Genomic DNA, 24,386 nt, shown 5'->3' with positions numbered 1-24,386 from the left:
GTCCGGCCGATGCAAGCAAACCCTGATCGGCAGAGATCGGCGCGAGGACGACGTCCACGCTTTCCTCGCTGAAGCCATCAGCAAAGGAAAATCGGCGGAAAGGACGAAACGGCCAGAAAAGCGTTCTATCGATTGGACCCGCAGAGTCAGGCCGCAGGCGCCTTGTCCTCGAACCCTTGAGCGACGGCTCTCAGCTCGGACATTACTTCAGACGTTGCGCCTCGTACACATGGTCGGCCTCCGGAAAGGCCTCTTCTTTGCGCGTGGAGCGTGCAACGCGCCCTCCAAGGTCAAGAGACGACAAATCGCTGAGCGCTTCTTTTATGTGATTTCTGGCGCGCAGGATTGAGGCGCGGCCAGGGGCGCCACGCAGCTCGGCTCTAGCATAATACAAGTTGATGATGGCGCATTCCAATAATTTATCCGGTTCCATGTTGATGCGGTCTTTCGAAGGTGGACCGCGAAGTCCTACGATGCGCAATGCAATACCTGACAGTGACCACCGTAACGGGGGACCCGTGTAATTGGTCACTTAAAGCATGATTCCAAAAAGTGGGCGCCGGTTTTTGGAAAAAGATCATGCGAAATCAAAGAGTCTAGAGTATTTTAACGTTTCGTGGAAACATGAAAACACTCTAGATTCTTGTTTTAACGCATTTTCTTCACGCGAGCCGGTGTCCGCTTCGCTTGAAAAGGCTCTAGAGCGGGATTGGCGATTCAACGGCCATTGGTTGTGACTTCGCTCAACTCCCGCCCCCCGTAGATCTCCATCATTGCATCAAGCGCGCCGCGCCCAAATGTGACGGACGACTGCATCAAAATTCTATTATTTTCGTCCTATATGCAGGCAGACGATGCCAAAACTGAAATTGCGGTAAGTCACACGCGAAAACCCGGCGTCGCGGAACAGGGCGGCGAGTTCCTCCTGATTGGGGAAACGCTGGATCGATTCGACCAGATAGGCGTAGGCCTCCGGCTGGTTGGCGACCAGGGCGCCCAGGCGCGGAATGACCTGGAACGAAAACAGGTTGTAGAACGGCGCGAGCCACGCGGCCGGTTTGGAAAACTCCAGGCAGAAGGCCCGTCCGCCCGGTTTCAGCACCCGGTGCATTTCGGCGAGCGCGTCGCGCAGGCGCGTGACATTGCGGATGCCGAAGGAAATGGTCAGGCCGTCGAGGGAGTTTTCGGCGAAAGGCAGGGATTCGGCCTCGCCGGCGATCCATTGCAAATGCGCCAACGCGCGTTTGCGGCCCGCCTCCATCATGGCGACGCTGGGATCGCAGACGGCGACGCAGCGGTCCGGCCCGGCCAGCCCCGCGCCGACATCGCCGGTCCCGCCCGCGAGATCGACGATTTTTTCGCCCGGCTGCGGCGCCACCGCCGCGATCAGCCAGCGCTTCCACAGCCGGTGCAGACCGAAGGACATCAGGTCGTTCATCAGGTCGTAGCGCGGGGCGACGCCTTTGAAGACGCGGCGAATCCGCGCGCGGCGCTCGTCCGGCGCGACGGCGCGAAAGCCAAAGCTGTTGTCGGGCGTCCCGGTCATGTCACGCTCCTTGAATCGCCACACCGGCTAGCCCGGCGACGGCGCCCCGTCTTTGTCGCCGATCAAGAACTAAAGATCGAAACTGGCGCAGAATTGCGCTATCTGGATCACCTTACGGCAGGGAGCGCAAGTTTGGGCAGTGTCGCGCTACGTTCGAAACCGGAGAGCCAAGCCGCGTCCAGCGATTGGCTCGACGCGGCCTTGACGCCCTGGATGGAGCGCATCGCGGCGGCGCCGGGCGGCAGCCTGCTGAGCCTTAGCCTCGATCTGCCCGAAGCCCTGTTCGACCTCGCCCGCAACGGTCGCGCCGACCGGATGTGGATCGCGCCGACCGAGGATTTCCTAGGCGCCGGCGCGGTCCCCGGATTTGGCGACATCGGCGTGGACCGCTGGCGCGCGGCCTGCCGGCGGTGGGTTCGGCTGGGCGCGGGGCAGGCGCCCGTCGCGTTTCTGACGGCCCCCCCGGCGCCGATCGGCGGCGCGGCGCGGCTTAGCGTGCCCGAACTTTTGTTGCGCCGGAACGGGGGGCGCTGTGTCCTCGTCCTGACCGGGTTCCGCGATTTCGCGCCGGCGGCCGCGCTGGCCCGGCAATGGGGCGAGACTTTTCGCGCCCTGACGGCGCCGGCGGCCAAGGAAACGCAGGGCGCCATCGAGCGCCAGGAAGATTTTCCAAGCCGCGACGAATGGCGCGCGCGGGTGCGCGCCGCGACCAAGGCGATCAAGGCGGAAAAACTCGAAAAAGTGGTGCTGGCGCGCAAACGCGTCGTCATGTTGCACGCGCCGATTGACGTGGATGCGCTGGCGCGGCGCATGGCGCAGGGTTGCGTGGAAGGCCGCGTCGTAAAATTCCCCAGCCACAACGGCTGCGCCCTCGCCGCGACCCCCGAACTCCTGGCGGTCAAGCGCGGCCGCGGGCTCGTCAGCCATGCGCTCGCGGGAACGGCGCCCCGCTTCGCCGCGCCGGCGGACGACGCCCAGGCGGCGGAAAACCTGCTCGCCTGCGTCAAGGAAAGGCGGGAGCACGCCTTGGTGGTCGAGTCCATCGCCGGCGCCATGCGCGAGATGTGCGACGAGGTTTTCCACGCGCCGGAACCCGGCCTGATGCGCCTGCCCCGCTTGCAGCATTTGTGGACGCCCGTGACCGGACATTTGCGCGAAAATTTTGACCTGCTCGACGCCATTGCCGCGCTGCATCCCACGCCCGCCGTGCTCGGCTGGCCCAAGGCCCCGGCGCGCGCCTTTCTGCGCGACACCGAAGAACGCCGGGACGGGCTGTACACCGGTCTTGCCGGCTGGATCGATGTCGAGGGCGATGGCGAGGCCGCCGTCGTGCTGCGCTGCGCTGAAATCGAGGGCCGCGAGGCGCGGCTGTGGGCCGGCGGCGGCATTATGGCGGAATCCGATCCCGACGCCGAATGGGCCGAAACCGAACTGAAGCTGACGACGTTTTTCGACATTCTGGGCGGCGGCCCGACGTGAGCGATCCGGCGCGACTGGGTTACGACTGGGCGCGCGCCCTGCTCGACGGTTTCGCGCGCGCCGGCCTGCGGCGCGTGGTGGCGTCGCCGGGGTCGCGCTCGACGCCTCTGACGCTGGCCGCGCTGCGCCATCCCGATCTTGACGTCCAGATGATCGTGGACGAGCGTTCGGCGGCGTTTTTCGCGCTCGGGCTGGCCAAGGCCGAAAACCGCCCGGTGGCGCTGATCGCGACGTCGGGATCGGCCATCGCCAATTGGGCGCCGGCCGTGGTCGAAGCCGACAGCGCGCGCGTCCCGCTGCTGCTGCTTTCGGCCGACCGTCCCCCGGAATTGCACGATTGCGGCGCCAATCAGACCATGGACCAGAGCGCCCTGTTCGGCGTCCACGTCCGCGCCTTCCACGCCCTGCCGCCGCCGGAGGCGCGGATCGACTGGCTGGCGGCTTTCGCGGCGCGGGTTGTTGCCGCCAGCCGCTTTCCCATGCCTGGCCCGGTCCATGTCAACGTCCCCCTGCGCGAGCCGCTGACGCCCGCGGGCGCGCCGCCGGCGCCGGAGGTTTTCGCCGCGCCGCTGGTTGCAACCGGCCGGCTCGCGCCCGATCCAGTGGTCGTCGAACAGGTTTCGGATCTGCTGGTCGGCGATGGCGTGATTGTCTGCGGCCCCGAAAATTTGGGCGGCGAGGCCCGCGCCGCTGTTATCGGGTTGGCGCGGCGCCTCGGCGCGCCCGTTTTCGCCGACGTGCTGTCCGGCCTGCGTTTCTGCGCTTCCGACGCCGCAATTCTCGCCCATCCCGACGCCGTGGCGCGGAAAAATCCGCCGTTCGACTGGGCGTTGCGTTTCGGCGGAACGCCGGTCTGCCGCGCGACCTCCGATTTTTTGCGCGGACGACGTGGCGCGACCCAGATCGTCGTCTCCGACTGCGCGCGTTTCGCCGATCCCGACCGAACCGCGACCCATCTCATTCAGGCCGATCCGGCGCTTTTTTGCGCGCATGTTCGGGGGCGTCCCGCCCCGCCCGCATGGGCGCAAGGGCTTTTGAAGTGTGACAAGGCGGCGGCGGGCGCGGCGGAAGCCGCCTGCGCGGATGAAACGCCTTTCGAGGGCGCGCTGCTGCGCCGGTTGCTCTCCGCGCTGCCGGAACAAACGCCGGTATTCCTGGCCAATTCCCTCACCATCCGCTCGGCCGAATGGTTTTCCGGCCGCGCCTCCTGTGCGCTGAAAATTTTCGGCAATCGGGGCTTGAGCGGCATTGACGGCAATCTCTCGACCGCGCTGGGCGTGGCGCGCGCGCTTGGTCCCGCTGTCGCCGTGCTTGGAGACCTCGCCTTTCTGCACGATCTCAACGCGCTGGCGCTGATGCGCGCGCAAGAACTGACCGTCCTGCTGCTCGACAATCGCGGCGGCGGCATTTTCGATCATCTTGCGCAAGCCGCCTTGCCCGAGTTCGAGCGCGCGTGGATTACGCCGCAGGCCTATGACCCCGCCGCCCTCGCCAAAGCTTTCGGCCTTCGCTATATCGCGGCGGAAACGACCAGCGCGGCCGTCGCGGCGGTTTTGGCAAACCTCGCGGGCGGCGGCGCCATTGTCCATGTCGCCATCGACCGCGCGTTCAGCCTGTCGCGCTGCAAAGACTTTTTTGCTTCTTGCCAAAAGGAGAGCTGTTCGTGACCCCTTCGCCCATCGCCTGGAAGCCGGCATCGGATCAAAAATTTGCGGATATTCTGTTCGACAAGGCGGAGGGCGTCGCCCGCATCACCATCAACCGCCCGGATCGGCACAACGCCTTTCGCCCGGAAACGCTCGATGAAATGATGACCGCGCTGCACATGGCGCGGATGGACCCCGAGGTCGGCGTCGTCATCCTCACCGGCGCTGGCGACAAGGCGTTTTGCTCGGGCGGCGACCAGAAAATTCGCGGCGAGGATGGCGGCTATCGCGACGCCAAGGGCGTCAACCATTTGAACGCGCTCGACCTGCAACGCATGATCCGCACCCTGCCGAAGCCGGTGGTGGCGATGGTGGCTGGCTGGGCCATCGGCGGCGGCCATGTGCTGCATCTCGTTTGCGACCTGACCATAGCCGCCGAAAACGCCCGCTTCGGCCAGACCGGGCCAAAGGTCGGCAGTTTCGACGCCGGGTTCGGCGCCGGACTGATGTCGCGCGCGGTCGGGATGAAAAAGGCCAAGGAAATCTGGTTCCTGTGCCGCCAGTATGACGCGGCCGAGGCGCTGGAGATGGGGCTGGTCAACACCGTCGTGCCGCTGGAGCGGCTGGAGGAGGAGACCATGATCTGGTGCCGCGAAATGCTGCGCCATTCGCCCACCGCCCTGCGCGTGCTGAAGGCCGGTTTCAACGCCGACACCGATGGATTGGCGGGCGTGCAGGAACTGGCGGGCAACGCCACCGCTCTGTTCTACATGACGCAAGAGGGCCAGGAAGGCCGCGACGCTTTTGTGGAAAAGCGCCCGCCGGATTTTTCCCGCTTCACGCGCCGGCCGTGATTGAGAAGGTCGTCCTTCGCCCCTATGCGCTGCCGCTGATAAAACCTTGGCGCGCGGCGCGGGCGACGCTCCGCGCGCGGCGGGGGATGCTGATCGGCGTCTTCGCCGATGGTCTCGCCGGCTGGGGCGATTGTGCGCCGCTGCCGAGTTTTTCGGACGCGCAGGAGCACGCGGTTTTCGCCGCGCTCGACCGCGCGGCGGAATTTTTGCGCGACGCCACATTTGACGCCGCCTGCGCCGGGCTTGAGGCGATTGACAACGCGCAGGCGCGCTGGGCGGTGGAGACCGCTTTGCTCGATCTGTCGTCGCGCCGACGCGGCTTGCCGCTGCATCAGGCGCTCGGCGGAAGGCCCGCGACGCGCGTCGCGGTCAATGCGGCGGCCGGGGCGCTGGACGAGGGCTGCGCCGCGCGCGTCGCGGGCGCGCTTTCGCAAGGTTTTCAGATCGTCAAGATCAAGGTCGGCGTCGGGGATTTGGGCGACGAGGCGCGCCGGCTTCGTGAACTGGCTTCCGCCGCAAAAATCCGGTTTCGCCTCGACGCCAATCGCGCCTGGAGCGGGGAGGACGCGCGCTGCTTCCTCGACGGGGTCGCGGATTTGCCTATCGACGGCGTGGAAGAGCCTTTGGCGCGGCCCTCGCTCCAAAACTTGCGCCGATTGCAGGACCGATACGCCTTCGCGCTCGCCGTGGACGAATCGCTGTTCGAGCTTGGACCGGAAAAGCTGTTCGCCGCGCGCGCCGTGCGCCGGCTGGTGCTGAAACCCGCGCGTATCGGCGGCTTTGACGCCACGCTGCGCCTTGCGGAAACAGCCGCCGCCGTGGGCATGGAGGTCGTGATCACCTCCGTGGTGGATTCGGCCATCGGCGTCGCCGCCGCCGCGCAACTCGCCGCCGTTCTCAATCCGACGCGGGCGCATGGGCTGGCGACGAGTTCCTGGCTGGCGCGCGATGTCGCGACGCCGCTGGCCCTGCGCAGCGGCGCCCTAATCTTGCCGGACGGCGCCGGGCTCGGTCTGGCGCCCGAGGGCGAGTTCGCGCAGTTTTAGCCGGTCGGGCTTGCCGTTGGCGAGCAGCGGCGGCTTTTTGAGCCGCACCGCCGCGCGCGGGCGGAACGCGCCGGTTATATGGGCGCGGCACCAGGTCAGGAGATCGTCTGGGGACATGGCCCCACAAAAAACCGCCGTGACGATTTCGCCCCAGACGGGATCGGGGCGGCCGGCGACCGCGACGAAATCGACGCCGGGGCATGCGGCGAGCAGGTTCTCGACGGTCGCGGGAAAAACCTTCTTGCCGCCGGTCAAAATGGTTTCGTCGGCGCGACCCAGAATGGTCAAGGCGCCGTCCGGGGCGATCTCGGCGAGGTCGTTGGTGACGAACCAGCCGTCGCAAAGCCCGTCGCCCGGCGAAAAATCCGGATTGGCGTAGCCGTGCATCAGCATGGGGCCGCGCACCTTCAGCCGGCCGTCGCCATGCAGGGCGATCTCCGCGCCGTCGAGAGGGCGGCCCACGCGTCCCGCCTTCCAGTCGGCCGGCAGGTTTTCAAGGGTCGCGATTTGCGCGCAGGTCTCGCTCATGCCGTAGGTCGGCTGGATCGGCCAGCCGGCGGCGGCGGCGCGGCGCGCCAGTTCGGCGGACAGAGCCGCGCCGCCGACGAGGACATGGCGCAGCGCGGGCGGCGCGGGGTGTTCCAGCGCCAGCAGTTGCGCGAGCATGGTCGGCGTCAGCGAAACATGGGTGGCGCGATTTTCGACCAAGGCGCGAAAAACCCGCTCGGGCTCAAATCCCTGATGCAGCAACGCCTCCGCGCCGGAAAAGGCGCAGCGGGCGAGAATGGAAAATCCACCGATATGGAACAGCGGCAGGCAGGCCAGCCAGCGGTCGCCGGGGCGCAGCGGCGTGACTTTCGCCGAGGCTTGCGCCGAGGCCGCGAGCGCCGCGCCGGTGAGGACGACGGCTTTTGGCCGTCCCGACGATCCGCTGGTCGCGATCAGCAGGGCCGGGCCGCGCGGGGGTGAAAAATCCAGCGCGGGGCCGGGCGCCAGGGCGAGGATGTCTTCGGTGGACAGCCCGCGACCTTCGCCAATCGTCAGACAATCGCCGATCTGATCGACCAGAGTCTTGGCGATGGCGTCGGGCAGGCCGGGATCGAGCGGAAAGAAAGGGCAATCGAGCGCAAAGGCCGCGCAAGCCGCCGTGGCCAAAGCCTCGGCCGAGGCCGTGGCGGCGACGATGGGCCGACCGGGCCTTGCGCCCGCGCTCCGCAATCTTTCCACGAGCGAAGCCGCGCGGCGGCCAAAAAGGGGGGTAAGCATCGCGGTCATGGATAAGCGCGGCGCTGTTTGCGCGCAAGCCATCGCAGTTTTGGGCGTTTGCGAAGCTCTGGCGTCGAAACCAGGCAGGATTTCCGAAAAGTGGCCGCCGGTTTTCGGATAAAAATCCTGCTCAAACAAAGAAGTCTAAGCAAACATTCGTTGGCGAGCCAAAGAATGTTTGCTTAGACTGGGCGTAGCGACCACATCAAAGGCCCTCCCTCATGAAGATTTCCGTTCTTGCCGCCGCCCTGTCCGTCCTGCCTTGCGCCCCCTTGGCCTGCATCGCGAGCGCGGCCCTGGCGTCGAACAAACCCGTCGTCGTGGCCCAGGCCGACAGGATATTTCATGGCAAGGGCAGGATCACCGGCCTCGACGTGGCCTCGGGCCTCGTCTCCATCGATCACGAGGCGATTCCCGGCCTGATGGACGCGATGGAAATGCAATATCAAGCCAAGCCGGCCAAAATCCTCGAAGGCCTGAAGATCGGCGAGTCCGTCACCTTCGCGCTGGAAGGCAAGTCCTACCAATTGCTGGAAATTTCCCGCGCCGCGCCGGCGCGGTGATTCGCTCAGGCCGGCTTCGCCAGCAGGCCGGCCAGCGCCATGTTGATGTGGGCCTCGACATAGGCCTCTTCGTCCACGGGCGGCGCATCGCCGAAGATCAACCGGATCACGCTGAGAAAGAACGTCGGCGCGATGACAATGCGCACGGTTTCGCGGGGCAGGTCGGCGCGAAACTGTCCCGCCGCCACGCCCTGGTCCACCAGGGCGTTGACCATTGCGAGCATGGGCATCACGAAATCGCGGTAATTCTCGGCGACCAGTTGCGGGAAAAGCTTGCCTTCCGCCACCATGAAACGCAGGATCTCCCGGCCGCACCGGTCTTCCACGCAGCGGGTGTAGAGGAAATGCAGCAGCGTCCGCAGCCTGTCCGCGCTGGTGCCTTCGGCCCCGGCCAGGAACGCGTCGGCCTCCGAGAGCAGGCCGGCCGAATGGCTGCGCACCATGTCCTCGAACAATTTTTCCTTGGTCGGAAAATAGAGATAGATCGTGCCCTTGGTGACGCCGGCGCGCGCGGCCACATCCTCCAGGCGGGTCGCCGCATAGCCGCGGTCGGCGAAGGCCGCGAAGGCCGCATCCAGGATTTCGGCGGGACGCTCGGCCTTGCGACGGCGGCGGAACCCCTCACACTTGAACAATGCGAACGCCCTTCACGTTATATTGACTTTCCGGTCAGTCAGTAATAATTCACTGGGCAACGAAAATCCAATTCATTCGACGGGAACCCGATGTCAAATGGCCTGCGTCCTGGTCCGCACACCGGACCCCATGCCTGCGCCGCCGCCTTGCTCCCCGGGCATTCGGGGACTTTGGCGCTCTCGGGGATTCTGGCGCTTTCGGGGATTCTGGCGCTCTCGGGCTGCGGCGAGGATGCGAAACCGCGCGGCGCGCCGCCCCTGAACGTGGTGGCGCAAAAGGTTGCGCTGGAGAGCCGCGACCGCGAACTGGTCCTCTCCGGCGCCGTGCGGGCGCGGGTGCAGACGGAGTTGTCGTTCCGGGTTTCCGGCCGGGTGATCGACCGCAAGGGTGACGTTGGCCAGCATGTGCAAGCCGACGCCGTGCTCGCCGAACTCGACCCGTCGGAACAGCAGGCCGATCTCAATTCGGCCAAGGCCGGACTCGCCGGCGCCGAAGCGAGCTGGCGCCAGGCCAAGTCCACCTTCGATCGCCAAAAAAGCCTGCTCGTCAACGGCTTCACCACGCAGGCGGCTTACGATCAAGCCGACCAGGCCCTGCGCGGCGCCGTGGGCTCGCTCGATGTGGCCAAGGCGCAGGTGGCGACCGCGCAGGACGCGCTGTCCTATACAAAACTGGTCGCCGGGCATGACGGCGTCATCACGGCGCGCAACATCGAGGTCGGGCAGGTGGCGCAGGCGGCGCAGTCCGCCTTCAGCTTCGCGGAGGACGGGCCGCGCGACGCTGTTTTCGCGCTTTATGAAACCCCGTTCTCGCATCCGCCCAACATCAAGGGCATCAATCTCGCCCTGATCGCCGACCCCAGCGTCACCGCGCGCGGCCACATCCGGGAAATCTCGCCGGTGATCGATTCGCGCACGGGCACCATTCAGGCCAAGGTCCAGATCGACGCCGATCAGGCCAAATTTCCGCTCGGCGCCGCCATCACCGGGCGCGCGGTCTGGCGCATGTCGGATGTCGTCGTGCTGCCCTGGAGCGCGCTGACCAGCGCCGGCGGCGCGCCGGCGGTGTGGACGGTCGATCCCGCCAGCGGCCAAACCGCCCTGCGCAAGGTGACCATCGCCGTCTATGAAAGCGAACATGTCGTGCTGAAGGACGGTTTGACGCCCGGCGATCTCGTCGTCACCGAGGGGGCGAAGTTCTTGCGCGAGACTCAGATCGTGCGCATCCAGAACCAGGATTCCCTGCAAGGAGAGGCGCTGAAATGAAGTCCTCCCACGTCCTTGCGCTGGCGGTCCTCGTTGCGCTGGCCGCTTGCGGCAAGCAACAGCCCAAGACCGAGCCGCCGCGCCCGGCCATGACAATGGTCGCCACCGCGGCGCCGGCCTTCGACACCGCCTTTTCCGGCGTGATCCAGCCGCAAACCCAGAGCGCGCTGAGTTTTCGCGTGCTCGGCCGGATCATCTCCCGTCCCGTCAAAGCCGGCGACCGCGTCGAAGCCGGCCAGATCATCGCGGCGATCGATCCCACCGCCTACGAGGCCGCCGCCCGCGCGTCCGCCGCGACGCTCGCCAGCGCGCGCGCGCAGTTCGACAACGCCGCCGCCACCGAAGGGCGCCAGAGCGCGTTGCTGGCCAAGAAGACCGCCTCGCAGGCCGCCTTCGAAAGCGCCGAGCAGGCGCGCGCCTCGTCGCAGGCCGCCATGCAGCAGGCGGAGGCGTCGCTGGTCAAGGCCAGCGAGCAATTGTCCTATACCGTGCTCAAGGCCGAATATTCCGGCATTGTCACGGCGACCTCCGCCGAAATCGGCCAGACGGTTTCGCCGGGCCAGGCGGTCGTCACCGTGGCCGAGCCCAGCCGGCGCGATGCGGTGATCGACGCGCCGGAAGCGGTGATCGACGCCTTTTTGCTGGGCGAGAAATTCACCGTCGCGTTGCAGATCGATCCCCTGGTGACCGCCTCGGGGATTTTGCGCGAGATCTCGCCGGAATCCGACGCCGCCACGCGGTCGCGGCGCCTGAAAATCGCGCTGGACAATCCGCCCCCGGAGTTCCGGCTGGGTTCGACCATTTCCGCGCGGGTCGCCTCGGGCTCGGACACGCTCATCCGTCTCCCCCCCTTCGCGCTGTTGCAGGAGGGCGACAGGACAAGCGTCTTCGTCGTCGATCCCCAGAGCATGCGGGTTTCATTGCGTCAGATCGACGTCGCGCCCGACCGCGACGGCCGTTTTCTGGTGCGCGGCGGTCTGCATGAGGGCGAACGCGTGGTGATCGCCGGCGTTCACCGGCTGCGGGAAGGCCAATACATCAGGTTATTCGGGGGCGCGCAGTGAGCGGTTTCAATCTGTCCGACTGGGCGCTCAACCGGCGCTCGCTGATCTGGTATTTCATGATCGTCTTCGTGATCGCCGGCGCCTTCGCCTATCTCGGCCTCGGCCGCGAGGAAGATCCCAATTTCACCATCAAGACCATGATCGTCCAGGCGAATTGGCCTGGAGCCACGGCGGAAGAGGTCACCCACCAGGTCACCGAGCGCATCGAGCGCAAGATGGAAGAGCTGGAATCGCTCGACTTCACCCGCTCGATCACCACGGCCGGCAACACCATCGTCTTCGTCAACCTGCTGGACACCACCAAGGCGAAGGACGTCGAGTCGATCTGGGCGCGGGTGCGCAACATGGTCGCGGACATCAAGGCGGATTTTCCCTCCGGCGTGCAGGGGCCGTTCTTCAACGACCGCTTCGGCGACGTCTACGGCAATATTTTCGCCTTCACCGCCGACGGTCTGACCCATCGCCAGTTGCGCGACCAGGTCGAGGACGCCCGCGCCAAAATTCTCACCACGCCCAATGTCGGCCGCGTCGATCTGATCGGCGCGCAGGACGAGGCGGTCTATCTCGAATTTTCCACGCGACAGGTCGCCGCGCTCGGCGTCGACATGCAGCAGATCATGACCACGCTGGCCGCGCAGAACGCCGTCACCCCCTCCGGCGCGGTGCAAGCCGGCCCGGAGCAGATTTTCGTGCGGGTCAGCGGCCAGTTCACCTCGGAGGACGACCTGCGCGCCATCAATCTGCGCGTCAACGACCGCTTCTTCCGCCTGTCCGACATCGCCAGCATCAAGCGCGGCTATGTCGATCCGCCCTCAAACCTGTTCCGCTACAACGGCCAGCCGGCCATCGGCCTCGCCATTGGCATGAAGGCCGGCGCCAATCTGCTCGAATTCGGCGCGGCGCTCGACAAGGAACTGGACAAGATCAAGGCCGACCTGCCCATCGGCGCCGATGTCTTCCGCGTTTCCGACCAGCCCAAGGTGGTTGAGGAAGCGGTGTCCGGTTTTACCCGCGGCCTGATTGAAGCCGTGATCATCGTGCTCGGCATTTCCTTCATCAGCCTGGGTTGGCGCGCCGGCCTGGTGGTGGCCATCGCCATTCCGCTGGTGCTGGCCATCACCTTCCTGGTCATGCGGGAAACGCATATCTCCTTGCAGCGCATTTCGTTGGGCGCGCTGATCATCGCGCTGGGCCTGCTGGTCGATGACGCCATGATCGCCGTGGAAATGATGGTGGCGCGGCTCGAACTCGGCGACAGCCTGCGCAAGGCCGCGACCTACGTCTACACCAGCACGGCCTTCCCCATGCTCACGGGCACGCTGGTCACCGTGGCGAGTTTCATTCCGGTCGGCCTCAACGACAGCGCCGCCGGCGAATTCACCTTCACCTTGTTCGTGGTGATTGCGGTGGCGCTGGTCGTGTCCTGGCTGGTGGCCGTGCTGTTCACGCCGCTGCTCGGCGTCACCCTGCTGCCCAAAACCATGAAGGGCCATCACGAAACCGGCAAGGGCTTTATCGTGCGCGCCTTCGAGCGCGCGCTGGAGTTCTGCATGAACCGGCGCTGGCTCACCATTGGCGCGACGCTCGGGGTTTTCGCCTGCGCCATTGTGGGCATGGGTTTCGTGCAGCAGCAGTTCTTCCCCTCGTCCGACCGGCCCGAGCTGATCGTCGACTGGAACCTGCCGCAGAACAGCTCGATCTACGAGACCGACGCGCAGATCAAGCGATTTGAAGCGGAGATGCTGGCGGGCGAACCGGACATCGCGCTTTATTCCAGCTATATCGGCGAAGGCGCCAAGCGCTTCGTGCTCGCCTTCGACGTGCAGCCGGCCAACGCCGCCTTCGGCCAGACCGTGATCCTCACCAAGAACCTGGAGGCGCGCGACCGGCTGATCGGCAAATATGCCGACTGGCTGCGCCAGACCTTTCCCGGCACCGACGCCTTCATCCATCTGCTCGACATCGGCCCGCCGGTCGGCCGTCCCGTGCAATATCGCCTGAGCGGCCCGGATATTCAGGGTGTGCGCGAAAAATCGCGCGAACTCGCCAATATCGTGGCCAAGAACCCCAATCTCGGCATTGTCACCTTCGACTGGGGCGAACCGGCGCGGGTGGTGAAGGTCAATGTGCTTCAGGACAAGGCGCGCGCGCTCGGCGTGTCGTCGCAGGACATCGCCTCCGCCCTCAACAGCGTGGTCAATGGCGCGACCGTGACGCAAATTCGTGACGACATCTATCTGGTCGATGTCGTCGCCCGCGCCAGGGGCGGCGAACGCGCTTCCGTCGATACGCTGCAAAACCTGCAATTGCCGGGAACTGGCGGGCAGGCGGTGCCGCTCGCGGCGGTGGCCAGCGTCGATTTCGCGCTGGAGCAGCCCACCATCTGGCGGCGCGCGCGCCTGCCGACCGTGACCCTGAAGATCGGCGTCAACGGCGATATCCAGCCGGCGACCGTGGTGCAGCAACTCGCCGGCGACGTGCTGAAATTCACCGAGTCGTTGCCGCCCAGCTACAAGGTCGAGGTCGGCGGCGCGGTGGAGGAGAGCGGAAAGTCGCAAGGCCCGATCAACGCCGTGTTCCCGGTCATGCTGTTGGTCATGGCGACCATATTGATGATCCAGTTGCAGAGCTTCAACCGCCTGTTCCTGGTGTTCGCCGTGGCGCCTCTCGCCGTGATCGGGGTCTCGATCGCCCTGCTCGCCAGCCACAAGCCCATGGGTTTTGTGGCGATCCTCGGCATTCTCGCGCTGATCGGCATTCTCATCCGCAATTCGGTGATCCTGATCATCCAGATCGAGACCTTGCTGAAGGAGGGGGTTGCGGCCTGGGACGCCGTGCGCGAGGCGACCCAGCACCGGATGCGGCCGATCATGCTCACCGCCGCCGCCGCGACTTTGGCGCTGATCCCGATCTCCCGCGAAATCTTCTGGGGGCCGATGGCTTATGCCATGATGGGCGGCATTATCGTGGGCACGGTGCTCACCCTGCTGTTCCTGCCGGCGCTCTATCTCGCCTGGTTCCGCATTCCCCGGCCCGAGCCTGACAGCGGCGCTCCGGCCGGAGAGACGTCGCGCGACCCTCGGTTCGGCCCGGTGGGGGCTTGAGTCTGGACAGATACGGCGATCCACGCCATCTAAACGTCGGAGGCGGGCGATGGCGCGGACACGAGTTCTGATCTTCGGCGGGGGCCTCGCGGTCGCGGCCTTCGCGGGCGCCCTCTGGGCGGCTTATGGGCCGCTCGTGTTCGTCAACGCGCTCAACGCCGCCTGGACCTGCTTCTGATGGCCAAATCCCCCAAGATCGACAAATCCACCAAGACCAGCGCGCGCCCCCCTTGGACCGTGGTCGCCGGGGTTTTCGCCCTGCTGGGATTGTCGAGTTGGGGCGTCAGCCTGCTGGTGGACAAGCCGGCCTCGCAAGCGACGGCGACCGCGATCGGCGGCCCGTTCCGGCTCCACACCGGCGGCGGCGCGACCGTCACCGAGGCCGATTTGCGCGGCGCGCCTTTTCTCGTCTTCTTCGGCTACGCCCATTGCCCGGACGTCTGCCCGCTGACGCTTGCGAGAATTGCGCAGGTCTTGAAGGCGCTGGGGCCGGAGGCGAAGATCAAAGTCCTGTTCGTCAGCGTCGATCCCGAGCGCGACACGCCGGATCTGATGGCCGAATACGCTCAAAATTTCGATCCGCGCATCATCGGACTGTCCGGCGACCGCGCCGAGGTGGACAAGATGCTGGCCGCCTATCGCGTCTATGCGCGAAAAGTCCCCACCCCCTCCGGCGACTACAGCATGGACCATAGCGCCGTGATCTATCTGATGGACCGCGAGGGGCGGTTCGCGCGCAGTTTTAATTTGGACCGCCCGCCCGAGGCGGCGGCGGCGGATTTACGCGCCGCGCTGTAAAGCGCCAGTACCTATCAGAACCTCATCCTATTTGTACTTTTGACCTTGAATACGATTCATCATAATATTTAGAGGCGAATCATATTCGCACCATTGTCCAGCGCCGTGATGGCGTAGGCATCCCGTTGACGGAGAGCTCGCATGAATAGCGGCTAATTTCCCTCTCCCCAAAATTTGGTCGATTCGGTGGCGGCTGCGGCCTCGCAGTCATCAATCGATGGTCGTTGTGACTTGCGCGCCCATGACCAATAGCCCGTGAGGCCGCTTCAGATTTCTCGGAGTATTCCCGATGGTCTGGATCGATGAATATTGTCGCGTTCGTTTCGGGCAGCTTGAGCACGTCTCGGCCCACTGGCGTAAATTGCCGCGTCGATAATTGGCTTCTCAGCCGCTCACGGTCTTTCAACTGTGAGCGGCTAATGACATTAGGTCATGCAAATTCAAGGCTGTTGCGCGCGAGCCATCGCGCCTACTCCGCCGCGCCTTCCCCGCGCAGCGGCCCCGGATACGCCTTGACCGCGCGGGCGATAAACTTCTGTTCCTGGGTGTGGATCAGCCACCAGCCCACGAAAATGCCGATCACGACGCAGCCCAGGGTGATCTTGCCCAGCGGGCCGGCGACGCGCTCGAAGGCGTCGCCGAAGGCATAGCCGCCCAGTCCGAACACCAGCGCCCAGATGATGCCGCCGCTGGCGTTGTAAAACAGGAACTGGCCCCAGCTATAACGGTTCACGCCGGCGAGAAACGCCGCGAATATGCGCAACAGGGCGATGAAACGCCCGAAGAACACGATTTTCGCGCCGTGATGGGCGAACAGATATTGCCCGAGTTTGATGCGTTCGTCGCCGAGCCCGAGCCTGTGGCCGTGGTTGAGCAGCAGCGGCAGGCCGAAACGCCGTCCCGCCAGAAACCCCAGATTGTCGCCGAGGATCGCGCCGGCCGCCGCCAGCACAATAACGAGCTTGATGTCGATGAGGCCGGTGGCGCCGGCGAACATGGCGGCCAGCACCAGCGCGGTTTCGCCGGGCAATGGAAGGCCGGAACTCTCCAGGGCGACGATGCAAAAAACCGCCAGATAGGCGTGCTGCGCGATCAGCGGCTTAATGGTTTCAATCAACACGACGCGTCAACATCCTCCCTGTCGGCGGATCAACCGGAAGATCCCGCCTTTTCGTTCAGGTCCAGCGGTCCGGGCAAAGCCGCCCTGGCCCGCGCGATCAGCCTCGCCTCATGTTTGCGCAGATAACGGCTGAAGATTGCGAGACCCACCAGCGCCAGCGCCAGCGCCGCAACACCGAACGGACCGGCGATGCGGTGGAAATCGGCCCCGAGACCATAGCCGCCAAAGCCGAAGATGCAAGCCCACACAATTCCTCCGGCCGCATTGAACAGGAAAAAACGGAAGGGCGGCAATTTGTTGGCGCCGGCGAGCACGGCGGCGAACGCGCGCAGCACGGCCACGAACCGGCCGAAAAACACGATGGCCCCGCCATGGCGCTGGAACAGATATTGGCCGAGTCTGAGGCGGTCCTCGTCGAGGCCGATCTTGTCGCCATGGGCCAGCAGCAGCCTGAAGCCGTATTCGCGCCCCACCCAGAACCCGATATTGTCGCCGACGATGGCGCCGGCCGCCGCCAGTGCGACGATTTGCGTTATGGAGCCGTCATGGCTGTTTCCCGCCAGCACGGCGGCGGCGACGAGACTGGTTTCGCCGGGCAGGGGAATGCCCGAACTCTCCAGGGCGACGAGGAAAAACACCGCCCAAGGCCCGAACTGGGTCAGATAAGCGCCGAAATGAATCCAGAGCGCGTGGAAGTCAGGCAAGGGCGGCCTCTCTTTGCAAAGAAGCCGATATGCGGATCCATGAGGCCGATTGCAAGCGCGCGCGTCAGGAATGCAGGGCGTGGCGTGGTTCGCCGCAGATGAAGGGCGCGGATTCGGCGACCCAGTTCAGGGCGGGCGCGCGCCATTGGGACCGACGCGCGCGCCGCGGCGCCAGATCGAATGCGCCGGCGAGCGCGCAGTCCAGCACATGCCGCAAGCCCGCGAGAATGGGCATTTCGGCGCGACGCATGCCGCGCGCGAGTAGCCTGCGCAATGCGGGAGACGCCTTGCGCTCGTAGTCCGAGACCAGGCTCGCGACCAGCGCGCCTCGCGTCAGGCCGGCTGGCAGCGCGGCCTGGTCGATCCGGCTCACGAGCGCCCCGCCCACGCACAGCAGCGCTGCGGCGGCGACATGTTCGTTGGCGCAGGAGCGGAACAATTCACTGGATTCCATGAATGTCTCCGTTCAGCTTGAGAAGCGACGGGTCTGGGGGACGAGGCGCGCAACGCCGGCACGAACATGTTTGGGCTCGAAACAAGCATAACGCGCGTTGGCGTCTGCCCCGAATCACTTTGCCGTGAAAATTTTAGCGGTTACTTAAGGTTAACCATTCGCGAGGCTACCCTTTAGAGCATGATGCGTTTCCATGGAAACGCATCGTGGCTCTAGCGCAGGATCATGTCCGGGGCGAGTTCGTCGTAATCGACCCCGCTCGGGGTGATCAGCATGTCCGCGCCCAGGCGCATGGATATGTTGCCCGCGGCGCCCTGGTTGACGCCGCGCGCGTTCATCGCCCGGCACGCGGCCACGATTCTTTCCTTTTCGCGCGCCAAATCCCGGGACATCACCAGTTTCCCACATTGGCGGCGCTGGCCCAGGGCTCCCGAGGCGTCAGGGCCTCGCCCTTCTGCAACAATTCGATGGAAATGCCGTCGGGGGTGCGGATGAAGGCCATGCGGCCGTCGCGCGGCGGGCGGTTGATGACGACGCCGGCTTTCTCCAGCCGCTCGCACGTGGCGTGGATATCGTCGACCGCATAGGCCAGATGCCCGAAATTGCGGCCGCCGGTGTAGGTTTCCGGGTCCCAGTTGTGGGTCAGTTCGAGCAGGGGCGCGCCAGTGTCGGCGCTATGGGCGACGTCTTCGTCGGCGGCGAGATAGACCAGGGTGAAGCGGCCCTGTTCGTTGTCGATGCGGCGGATCTCCACCATGCCGAACTTGCCGAGAAAGAAATCGAGCGCGGCGTCGAGATCGGCGACGCGGATCATGGTGTGAAGATAGCGCATGACAAACTCCCTTACGCGCAAAATTGCCGACGCCAAACCGTGTCCGGGGGCTGTGGCGCCATCCTTGTAACATCCGTCGGCGCGTTTGGCTGCAAGAGGCGTGCGCTTTCGCGCGCCTTCCACAGCCGCCTCGGTTCTGGTATTCGAGAGCGACAAGCTCAGGAGATCAAGTGACCGAAGACGCCGCCCTCAAGGAACAGGTCGCGCTCAGCTCCATCGCCGTCAGCGCCTTGATGACGCTGGGTAAAGTGGCGGCGGGACTGGTTTCCGGCTCGCTGGCGCTGCTGTCGGAGGCGGCGCATAACGCCATCGACACCGGCGCGACCATCCTGACCTATTTCGCCGTGCGCGAGGCCAACAAGCCCGCCGACGAAACCCATCATTACGGCCACGGCAAATACGAGAGCCTTTCGGCCCTGGTTGTGACCGGACTGCTGGTCGGCCTCTCGGTCTACGTGCTGTTTACCGCGATCGGGCGGCTGCGCGAGGGCGGCGAACTGATCGATGCGTCGTGGTGGGCCTTTGGCGTGCTCGGCGCTTCGATTGTCGCGGACAGTTTCCGCTTTGTCGCCCTGAACGCGGTCGCCAAGAAGACCGGCAGCCATGCGCTCGCCGCCGACGCCATGCATTTCGCCAGCGATCTCATCGCCTCGGTGCTGGTGCTGCTCGGCCTCATCGCCAATTCTTACGGCTTCAAGCAGGGCGACGCGCTCGGCGCGCTCGGCGTGGCCGCCTTCATCGGCTATGCCGGCTTCCGGCTCGGCGGCGAGACCATCGCCACCCTGGTCGATCGCGCGCCGGAAGGCCTCGCCGACCGGTTGCGCGCCGAAATCGGGCGGGTTCCCGGCGTGGTGGCGGTGGCGAACATCAAGCTGCGCCCCAATGGCCCGAAGATCTTCGGTGAAATCTTTATCGACGTGGCGCGCGCGCTGCCGCTGGAGCGCGTCGCCGAAATCGAGGCCGCCGTGCGCGCCTGCGTCGCGGAGGTCTCGCCGGAAACCGAGGCGACCGTCGCGGCCTCCCCGCGCGCGCTGGACGACGAGACGCTGGCGGAACGCCTTGTGATGATCGCGGCGCGCAAAAAGCTGGCCGTCCACCATATTTTCGTTCACCATCTCGGCGACCGCGATTGCATCGCCTTCGACCTCGAAGTGGACGGCGCGCTCACCACCGGCGAGGCCCACGCCATAGCCACGGCGCTGGAAGACGACATTCGCGCCGAAATCGGCACGGAAATCGAAGTCGAGAGCCATATCGAGCCGCTGCACGGCCACACGCTCGCCGGCCGTGACGCCGATCCGGCCACGCTCGCAACCATCACCGCCGCCCTGAAGGCGGCGGCGGCCGGCAACGTGGGCGTCGCCGACATTCACGACGTGCGCGCCCGCGTGACGGGGGAAGGCCTGGTGGTCAATTTTCACGCCCATGTCTGGCCGAACTTTTCCGTGACCGCCGCGCATGAGGCGTTGGAGGAGATCGAGCGCGCGCTGCGCGAAAAAATGCCGCATCTGTTGCGCGTGGTCGGCCATGCCGAGCCCGCCGACGAGGCGTGAGGCGATTCTCGCCAGATCGTCGCTCGCGCCCGATCCGACCACCATTCGCATCGAACTCGGACGGGAGTCCGTGGCGTTTTGTCGCGCGCGCGAGGAATTGGCGCGGCTGTGGCGGCGGGCGCGCCTCGACCCGGCCCTCGCGCTCAAGCGGCGGCTTTGGGCTGAGTTGCTGAAGCTCGTCCATGGCCGCGAGATCGAAGGCGACGACCTCTGGCTGCAACACAGCTATCTCGTCATCGTGGCCAAATGTATCGCGCTGGCGCTGATTCGGATGCCGGAGGATGATCCGCGCCGGCTGCTTTCGGGCGAAGCCTTGGCCGCCGCCGGCATCAATGGCGCGGTTGAGAGCGACTTTTTCGACTGGGTGACGGCGGACGAGGCGGGCATCGCGCTGGCGCGGCGCATCATGGCGCATGTGCGGCGCTTCCGGCTCGCCGAAGTCGAAAGCGACGTGTTGAAAATCCTCTATGAATCGCTGGTCGACCGCGACGAGCGCCATGGACTCGGCGAATATTACACGCCCGATTGGCTGGCGGCGAAAGTCGTGCGCCATGCGGTTGACCGTCCGCTGGAGCAGCGCGTGCTCGATCCCGCCTGCGGTTCGGGCGCGTTTCTCTTTCACGCCGTCCGCAATTTTTTGCGCGAGGCCGACGAAAGCGGGATGGCGCCGGCGCGGCGGGCCAAGGCGGTGTGCAACCATGTCGCGGGGATCGACATTCATCCGGTCGCCGTCATCATCGCGCGCGTGACCTATCTGCTGGCGCTGGCCCCGGCGCTCGCCGCGCGCGAGGGCGGTTTGTCGATCCCGGTCTCTCTCGGCGACGCCATGCAGCCTTCGATCGGCGCATTCATGGCTGGGCGCGAGCTGACGCTTGGGGCGCCGCCGCCGTGTGGCTGGGCGCATGTGCTGGTGGGCAATCCGCCCTGGGTCGCCTTTCGCCACATGAGCGCGGATTTGCAAAAGCGCTTCAAGGACATGGCGCGGGGCGAGGGGGTTTATGTCGGCGGCAAGCTGGCGACGCAGAACGATCTGTGCGCGCTGTTCACCGCGCGCGCCGCCACGCTCTATCTGCGCCCGGCCGGGCGCATCGCCTTCGTGCTGCCGATGGCGGTTTTGACGCGAGGGCAGTTCGCGCCGCTGCGCTCCGGGTCGTTTCACGCGGCGAAAATTCAGTGGGACGAGGCGTGGACGATGGACGAATCCGTCCAGCCGCTGTTTCCGGTTCCGGCCTGCGTCCTGTTCGGGCGTCGTTGCGCCATTGCGAAGGCGCCACCGGATCGGCTGCGCGCTTATTCGGGCAGTCTGCCGCTGCGCGACGCGTCGGAGGAGGTGGCGGATGCGCGCCTGACCGTGCGCGAAAACGCGCCGGCGCTGGACGTGGCGAATTTTGTCGGCGGGTCGGTATACCGGGCGCATTTTTTCAATGGCGCCACTCTGTTTCCGCGCATGTTGTGTCTGGTCGAGCGCGAGGGCTTGCGGCTGGGCGCCGATGCTTCCGCGCTTGTTGTCGTCAGCCGGCGCAACGCTCAGGAAAAGCAGCCGTGGAAGGATTTGGCGGACGTCGAGAACAAGGTTGAGGCGGAATTCCTGCGCCCGGTGCTGTTGGGCGAAAGCATCCTGCCCTTCAGGCTGTTCCAGACTTTTGCAGGCGTCATTCCGGTTACGCAAACTGGCGAGTTGCTCGACGCGGAAGGCGCGGCCAATCGCGGTTACGCCGGGTTGCACGGCTGGATGCGCAAGGCCGAGACCTTGTGGCGGGACAATCAGACGGCCGCGCATTCCTTCCTTCAGCAAATCGACTATTACGGCAAGCTCGCCAGCCAGTTTCCCGTCGCGCCCTTGCGCGTCGTTTACGCAAAGGCCGGAAATCGTCCGGCCGCGATGATGGTCAAAGACGCGGCGGCGGTCGTCGATCACAAGCTTTACTGGTCGGCGGTCGCGCGCGAGAGCGAGGCCCTCTATCTCTGCGCCATCCTCAACAGCGAAACCGCGCGCGCCCGAATCGAGGCGTTCCAGTCGCGCGGCCGGTTCGGCGCGCGGGATTTCGACAAGGTGATGTTCAACCTGCCGATTCCGCGTTTCGACGGCAAGGACAGACTGCATCTCGCTCTCGCCGGAACCGCCGCCAGGGCGGAAGAGATCGCGGCGGGCGTGGTTTTGCCGGAGGGCGTAAAATTCCAGCGCGCCCGCGCCCTGATCCGCGCCGGTTTGACCGAGGCCGGCGTCGCGGAAAAGATCGACGCCCTGGTGGCGCGGCTGCTCGATGGCGGCTGAGTGTGGGGCCGCTTTTCCGCCATGATTTTGCGCGCTCCGGCTGCGGCGCGCGGCCAAAACAGCGGCAAAATCGCGATGTTCACTTTCCGGCGCGCGGCGCGGAACTTGTGGCCGTCCGGCGCGTCATGTCCCTCATGACAGACACGGTTGAAATCGGCGCCCGGATCAGCGTCAACCTGCCGGCGCGGTATGTCGCCGCGCTGGATGCGTGGCGGAATAACCAGCCGGATGCGCCGGACAGGCCGGAGGCGTTGCGGCGTCTGACGGCGATGGCGCTGGACGCGCTTGGCGGCTCGGACACCATCGCGCTTGGCGAACTGAACGCCTCCAACGACAAGTGAAATGCGGGCGGCGCGTTAACCGCCGCCCTGCTGAAATCAGCCGCCCAGCTTCGCGATCAGCGCGTCGGAAATCTCGAAATTGGCGTAGACGTTCTGCACGTCGTCATTGTCTTCGAGCGCGTTGATCAGTCTCAGAATCTTCTCGCCGGCCTCGTCGTCCACGGCAATGGTGTTCTGCGGACGCCAGACCAGTTTCGACTTGGTCGGCTCGCCGAATTTGGCTTCGAGCGCCTTGGTCACTTCGACCAGGCTTTCGAGCGCGGTGGTGATTTCGTGGCCGTCGGGGGTGGAGGCCACGTCGTCGGCGCCGGCCTCGATCGCCGCCTCCATCATGGCGTCCTCGCTCGCCGCCTTGGCGGCAAAGTCGATTTCGCCGACATGGTCGAACATGAAGGAAACCGCGCCGGTTTCCGCCAGCGCGCCGCCCGCCTTGGTGAAATAGGAGCGCACTTCGCCCGCCGTGCGGTTGCGATTGTCGGTCAGCGCCTCGATGATCACGGCGACGCCGCCGGGCGCGTAGCCCTCGTAGCGCACTTCATCGTAGTTTTCGCCATCGGCGCCGGCGGCCTTCTTGATGGCGCGCTCGATATTGTCCTTGGGCATGTTTTCGACGCGGGCGGCGATGCAGGCCGCGCGCAGACGGGCGTTCATGTTGGGGTCGGGCAGGCCCAGCTTGGCCGCGACCGTGATTTCACGCGCCAGTTTGGAAAACAATTTGGAGCGGGCGGCGTCGGCCTTGCCCTTCCTGTGCATGATGTTCTTGAACTGACTATGCCCGGCCATGGGAATCCCTGTTGCTTCCGCTCGAAATCGCGTCGCGCCTTATAATCGGGCGCAAGCCCGCTGAAAAGGGCCGAGCATCTTAGACCTCTGGCAGCGCCTGCGCCAGCAGGCCGCCCACTCGCACCGGCTCGACCCGTTTCGCCAGCCCGTTCGGCCTGGTCTCGACGAACAGCCCGCACAAAGTCGCCGGGCCGTCCGCCGGCTCGAAGCGCGACCCCGGCGTTTTCCGAATAAAACGGCGGATCGGCTCATCCTTGTCCATGCCGATCACGGAATCGTAGTCGCCGGTCATGCCGGCGTCGCTCTGGAACGCCGAGCCATGCGGCAGAATGCGCCAGTCGGCGGTGGGAACGTGGGTGTGCGAGCCGACCGCCATGGACACGCGCCCGTCGGCGAAATTGGCCAGCGCCTGCTTCTCGCTGGAGGCTTCGGCGTGGAGGTCGAGGATGATGGCGTCCGCCGCCTGTCCCAGCGGACAGGCGGAAAGTTCCCGCTCCACCGCCGCGAACGGATCGTCCATCGCATCCATGAAGACGCGGCCGAGCACGCTGACCACGAGAACGCGGGCTCCGGATTTGGTCTCGTAGAGCCAGGCGCCGCGTCCCGGCGTGCCCGGCGGATAGTTGACCGGGCGCAGCACATGCGGCGCACGTTCGATGAAGACGAGGGCTTCGCGCTGGTCGAAAGTATGATTGCCGAGCGTGACGCAATCCACCCCGGAATTGTGGAAATCCTGCGCAATGTTTTCGGTGAGCCCAAACCCCCCCGCCGCGTTCTCGCCATTGGCGACCACGAAATCCAGCCCAAGCTTTTCGCGCAAACGCGGGACATGTTCCGCGATGGCCGCGCGGCCGGCGCGGCCGATCACATCGCCAATGAAGAGAAGGCGCATTTGTCTCCCATGAAATTCAGAATGTTGTGTTCGGTTATCACGAAATCGAGCGGGGCGTCGTGTTTTTCTACCGGCAGGTTTTCCGCCTGCTGCCGCGCGAAGGCGAGCCCGCCCGCCGCCAGAAAGTTTTCCCCGGCCCGCAGGACGGCCAGGGTCGCGTCGTAA

24 protein-coding genes and 1 pseudogene are annotated in these 24,386 nt (G+C 65.6%); 13 read left to right on the top strand and 12 right to left on the bottom strand.

The annotated features are described in order from the left end of the window. Positions 1-202: 202 nt before the first annotated feature. Together CCR94_RS13790 and CCR94_RS13785 are read right to left on the bottom strand one after the other, a co-directional pair. Entirely contained in the window at positions 203-433 is a 231-nt protein-coding gene (locus CCR94_RS13790) for a hypothetical protein (protein WP_104508430.1), read from the bottom strand. Positions 434-826: 393 nt separating this feature from the next. Continuing rightward, positions 827-1,546: a class I SAM-dependent methyltransferase gene (locus tag CCR94_RS13785; RefSeq protein WP_104508429.1), complete on the bottom strand. Its 720-nt coding sequence runs from the start codon at positions 1,544-1,546 to the stop codon at positions 827-829. A 132-nt stretch (positions 1,547-1,678) separates the two neighbouring features. Here CCR94_RS13785 and CCR94_RS13780 point away from each other — a divergent pair, with 132 nt between their 5' ends. Genes CCR94_RS13780 through CCR94_RS13765 form a run of 4 tightly spaced genes read left to right on the top strand, consistent with a single transcriptional unit; the run spans position 1,679 to position 6,571 of the window. Continuing rightward, positions 1,679-3,025, top strand: a complete 1,347-nt coding sequence (locus tag CCR94_RS13780) for an isochorismate synthase (RefSeq protein WP_104508428.1) — start codon at positions 1,679-1,681, stop codon at positions 3,023-3,025. Then, positions 3,022-4,692, top strand: a complete 1,671-nt coding sequence (gene menD / locus CCR94_RS13775) for a 2-succinyl-5-enolpyruvyl-6-hydroxy-3-cyclohexene-1-carboxylic-acid synthase (protein WP_158254760.1) — start codon at positions 3,022-3,024, stop codon at positions 4,690-4,692. The genes CCR94_RS13780 and menD overlap by 4 nt, the downstream gene beginning before the upstream one ends. Further along, the gene (menB, locus tag CCR94_RS13770) at positions 4,689-5,525 is read left to right on the top strand and encodes a 1,4-dihydroxy-2-naphthoyl-CoA synthase (protein ID WP_104508426.1); all 837 of its coding nucleotides are present in this window, start codon (positions 4,689-4,691) and stop codon (positions 5,523-5,525) included. The genes menD and menB overlap by 4 nt, the downstream gene beginning before the upstream one ends. Continuing rightward, on the top strand, positions 5,522-6,571 hold the full coding sequence (locus CCR94_RS13765; protein WP_104508425.1) for a mandelate racemase/muconate lactonizing enzyme family protein: 1,050 nt from the start codon (positions 5,522-5,524) through the stop codon (positions 6,569-6,571). The genes menB and CCR94_RS13765 overlap by 4 nt, the downstream gene beginning before the upstream one ends. On the opposite strand, the gene CCR94_RS13760 is transcribed toward CCR94_RS13765, so the two are convergent. Continuing rightward, a complete protein-coding gene (locus CCR94_RS13760; protein ID WP_338052990.1) occupies positions 6,509-7,837 on the bottom strand; it encodes a class I adenylate-forming enzyme family protein in 1,329 nt (442 codons plus the stop codon). The genes CCR94_RS13765 and CCR94_RS13760 overlap by 63 nt on opposite strands. 221 nt (positions 7,838-8,058) lie before the next feature. On the opposite strand from CCR94_RS13760, the gene CCR94_RS13755 reads away from it, so the two are divergent. Continuing rightward, the gene (locus CCR94_RS13755) at positions 8,059-8,400 is read left to right on the top strand and encodes a copper-binding protein (RefSeq protein ID WP_104508423.1); all 342 of its coding nucleotides are present in this window, start codon (positions 8,059-8,061) and stop codon (positions 8,398-8,400) included. Between the two features lie 5 nt (positions 8,401-8,405). Here the strand turns inward: CCR94_RS13755 and CCR94_RS13750 are convergent, their stop codons facing one another. After that, positions 8,406-9,035 (bottom strand): TetR/AcrR family transcriptional regulator, encoded by a 630-nt coding sequence (locus tag CCR94_RS13750; RefSeq protein WP_104508422.1) that lies wholly within the window; start codon positions 9,033-9,035, stop codon positions 8,406-8,408. Between the two features lie 90 nt (positions 9,036-9,125). Here CCR94_RS13750 and CCR94_RS13745 point away from each other — a divergent pair, with 90 nt between their 5' ends. Genes CCR94_RS13745 through CCR94_RS13730 form a run of 5 tightly spaced genes read left to right on the top strand, consistent with a single transcriptional unit; the run spans position 9,126 to position 15,267 of the window. Continuing rightward, positions 9,126-10,301, top strand: coding sequence for an efflux RND transporter periplasmic adaptor subunit (locus CCR94_RS13745; RefSeq protein WP_104508421.1), 1,176 nt, complete (start codon positions 9,126-9,128; stop codon positions 10,299-10,301). Then, a complete protein-coding gene (locus tag CCR94_RS13740) occupies positions 10,298-11,365 on the top strand; it encodes an efflux RND transporter periplasmic adaptor subunit (protein ID WP_104508420.1) in 1,068 nt (355 codons plus the stop codon). The genes CCR94_RS13745 and CCR94_RS13740 overlap by 4 nt, the downstream gene beginning before the upstream one ends. Beyond that, positions 11,362-14,469, top strand: coding sequence for an efflux RND transporter permease subunit (locus tag CCR94_RS13735; RefSeq protein WP_104508419.1), 3,108 nt, complete (start codon positions 11,362-11,364; stop codon positions 14,467-14,469). The genes CCR94_RS13740 and CCR94_RS13735 overlap by 4 nt, the downstream gene beginning before the upstream one ends. Before the next feature lie 49 nt (positions 14,470-14,518). After that, positions 14,519-14,647, top strand: coding sequence for a hypothetical protein (locus CCR94_RS26340; protein WP_275112815.1), 129 nt, complete (start codon positions 14,519-14,521; stop codon positions 14,645-14,647). Further along, complete coding sequence (locus CCR94_RS13730) at positions 14,647-15,267, top strand: SCO family protein (RefSeq protein ID WP_104508418.1); 621 nt, start codon at positions 14,647-14,649, stop codon at positions 15,265-15,267. Before CCR94_RS26340 ends, CCR94_RS13730 begins: the two co-directional genes overlap by 1 nt. Positions 15,268-15,736: 469 nt before the next feature. Here CCR94_RS13730 and CCR94_RS13725 read toward each other — a convergent pair whose 3' ends face one another. From CCR94_RS13725 to CCR94_RS13705, 5 genes are all read right to left on the bottom strand, one after another. Then, positions 15,737-16,387, bottom strand: a complete 651-nt coding sequence (locus tag CCR94_RS13725; RefSeq protein ID WP_104508417.1) for a DedA family protein — start codon at positions 16,385-16,387, stop codon at positions 15,737-15,739. A 29-nt stretch (positions 16,388-16,416) separates the two neighbouring features. Further along, positions 16,417-17,091, bottom strand: coding sequence for a DedA family protein (locus CCR94_RS13720; RefSeq protein WP_210302293.1), 675 nt, complete (start codon positions 17,089-17,091; stop codon positions 16,417-16,419). A 64-nt stretch (positions 17,092-17,155) separates the two neighbouring features. Further along, entirely contained in the window at positions 17,156-17,545 is a 390-nt protein-coding gene (locus CCR94_RS13715) for a hypothetical protein (protein ID WP_104508416.1), read from the bottom strand. Between the two features lie 212 nt (positions 17,546-17,757). Continuing rightward, positions 17,758-17,937, bottom strand: coding sequence for a class II aldolase/adducin family protein (locus CCR94_RS13710; protein ID WP_104508415.1), 180 nt, complete (start codon positions 17,935-17,937; stop codon positions 17,758-17,760). Continuing rightward, positions 17,937-18,377 (bottom strand): VOC family protein, encoded by a 441-nt coding sequence (locus CCR94_RS13705; protein WP_104508414.1) that lies wholly within the window; start codon positions 18,375-18,377, stop codon positions 17,937-17,939. The genes CCR94_RS13710 and CCR94_RS13705 overlap by 1 nt, the downstream gene beginning before the upstream one ends. 170 nt (positions 18,378-18,547) lie before the next feature. Between CCR94_RS13705 and CCR94_RS13700 the strand changes: the two genes are divergently transcribed. The 3 genes from CCR94_RS13700 to CCR94_RS25500 all read left to right on the top strand — a co-directional run bounded on the left by CCR94_RS13700 (position 18,548) and on the right by CCR94_RS25500 (position 22,546). Then, positions 18,548-19,930, top strand: a complete 1,383-nt coding sequence (locus CCR94_RS13700; RefSeq protein WP_244594067.1) for a cation-efflux pump — start codon at positions 18,548-18,550, stop codon at positions 19,928-19,930. Then, entirely contained in the window at positions 19,905-22,205 is a 2,301-nt protein-coding gene (locus tag CCR94_RS13695; RefSeq protein WP_158254758.1) for an N-6 DNA methylase, read from the top strand. The genes CCR94_RS13700 and CCR94_RS13695 overlap by 26 nt, the downstream gene beginning before the upstream one ends. A gap of 134 nt (positions 22,206-22,339) precedes the next feature. Further along, complete coding sequence (locus CCR94_RS25500) at positions 22,340-22,546, top strand: hypothetical protein (protein WP_184421419.1); 207 nt, start codon at positions 22,340-22,342, stop codon at positions 22,544-22,546. Positions 22,547-22,582: 36 nt separating this feature from the next. Here the strand turns inward: CCR94_RS25500 and CCR94_RS13685 are convergent, their stop codons facing one another. From CCR94_RS13685 to CCR94_RS13675, 3 genes and pseudogenes are all read right to left on the bottom strand, one after another. After that, positions 22,583-23,329, bottom strand: a complete 747-nt coding sequence (locus tag CCR94_RS13685; RefSeq protein WP_104508412.1) for a YebC/PmpR family DNA-binding transcriptional regulator — start codon at positions 23,327-23,329, stop codon at positions 22,583-22,585. Between the two features lie 79 nt (positions 23,330-23,408). Next, complete coding sequence (locus CCR94_RS13680; RefSeq protein ID WP_104508411.1) at positions 23,409-24,221, bottom strand: TIGR00282 family metallophosphoesterase; 813 nt, start codon at positions 24,219-24,221, stop codon at positions 23,409-23,411. Then, positions 24,194-24,386 (bottom strand): annotated as a pseudogene (locus CCR94_RS13675) (hypothetical protein); the annotation flags it as partial. The pseudogene CCR94_RS13675 and the gene CCR94_RS13680, both read right to left, overlap by 28 nt.

Source organism: Rhodoblastus sphagnicola (assembly GCF_002937075.1).
In the GTDB taxonomy this organism is placed as follows: domain Bacteria; phylum Pseudomonadota; class Alphaproteobacteria; order Rhizobiales; family Beijerinckiaceae; genus Rhodoblastus; species Rhodoblastus sphagnicola.
This window is presented reverse-complemented; position numbering and strand designations above follow the sequence as displayed.

What these genes read in the sequence shown, in the direction of transcription:
- CCR94_RS13680 (WP_104508411.1), bottom strand. Translation starts at nt 24,221, where the DNA reads ATGCGCCTTCTCTTCATTGGCGATGTGATCGGCCGCGCCGGCCGCGCG.
- CCR94_RS13710 (WP_104508415.1), bottom strand. Translation starts at nt 17,937, where the DNA reads ATGTCCCGGGATTTGGCGCGCGAAAAGGAAAGAATCGTGGCCGCGTGC.
- CCR94_RS13790 (WP_104508430.1), bottom strand. Translation starts at nt 433, where the DNA reads ATGGAACCGGATAAATTATTGGAATGCGCCATCATCAACTTGTATTAT.
- CCR94_RS13695 (WP_158254758.1), top strand. Translation starts at nt 19,905, where the DNA reads ATGCCGAGCCCGCCGACGAGGCGTGAGGCGATTCTCGCCAGATCGTCG.
- CCR94_RS26340 (WP_275112815.1), top strand. Translation starts at nt 14,519, where the DNA reads ATGGCGCGGACACGAGTTCTGATCTTCGGCGGGGGCCTCGCGGTCGCG.
- CCR94_RS13685 (WP_104508412.1), bottom strand. Translation starts at nt 23,329, where the DNA reads ATGGCCGGGCATAGTCAGTTCAAGAACATCATGCACAGGAAGGGCAAG.
- CCR94_RS25500 (WP_184421419.1), top strand. Translation starts at nt 22,340, where the DNA reads ATGACAGACACGGTTGAAATCGGCGCCCGGATCAGCGTCAACCTGCCG.
- CCR94_RS13755 (WP_104508423.1), top strand. Translation starts at nt 8,059, where the DNA reads ATGAAGATTTCCGTTCTTGCCGCCGCCCTGTCCGTCCTGCCTTGCGCC.
- CCR94_RS13745 (WP_104508421.1), top strand. Translation starts at nt 9,126, where the DNA reads ATGTCAAATGGCCTGCGTCCTGGTCCGCACACCGGACCCCATGCCTGC.
- CCR94_RS13760 (WP_338052990.1), bottom strand. Translation starts at nt 7,837, where the DNA reads ATGCTTACCCCCCTTTTTGGCCGCCGCGCGGCTTCGCTCGTGGAAAGA.
- CCR94_RS13705 (WP_104508414.1), bottom strand. Translation starts at nt 18,377, where the DNA reads ATGCGCTATCTTCACACCATGATCCGCGTCGCCGATCTCGACGCCGCG.
- CCR94_RS13715 (WP_104508416.1), bottom strand. Translation starts at nt 17,545, where the DNA reads ATGGAATCCAGTGAATTGTTCCGCTCCTGCGCCAACGAACATGTCGCC.
- CCR94_RS13730 (WP_104508418.1), top strand. Translation starts at nt 14,647, where the DNA reads ATGGCCAAATCCCCCAAGATCGACAAATCCACCAAGACCAGCGCGCGC.
- CCR94_RS13785 (WP_104508429.1), bottom strand. Translation starts at nt 1,546, where the DNA reads ATGACCGGGACGCCCGACAACAGCTTTGGCTTTCGCGCCGTCGCGCCG.
- CCR94_RS13740 (WP_104508420.1), top strand. Translation starts at nt 10,298, where the DNA reads ATGAAGTCCTCCCACGTCCTTGCGCTGGCGGTCCTCGTTGCGCTGGCC.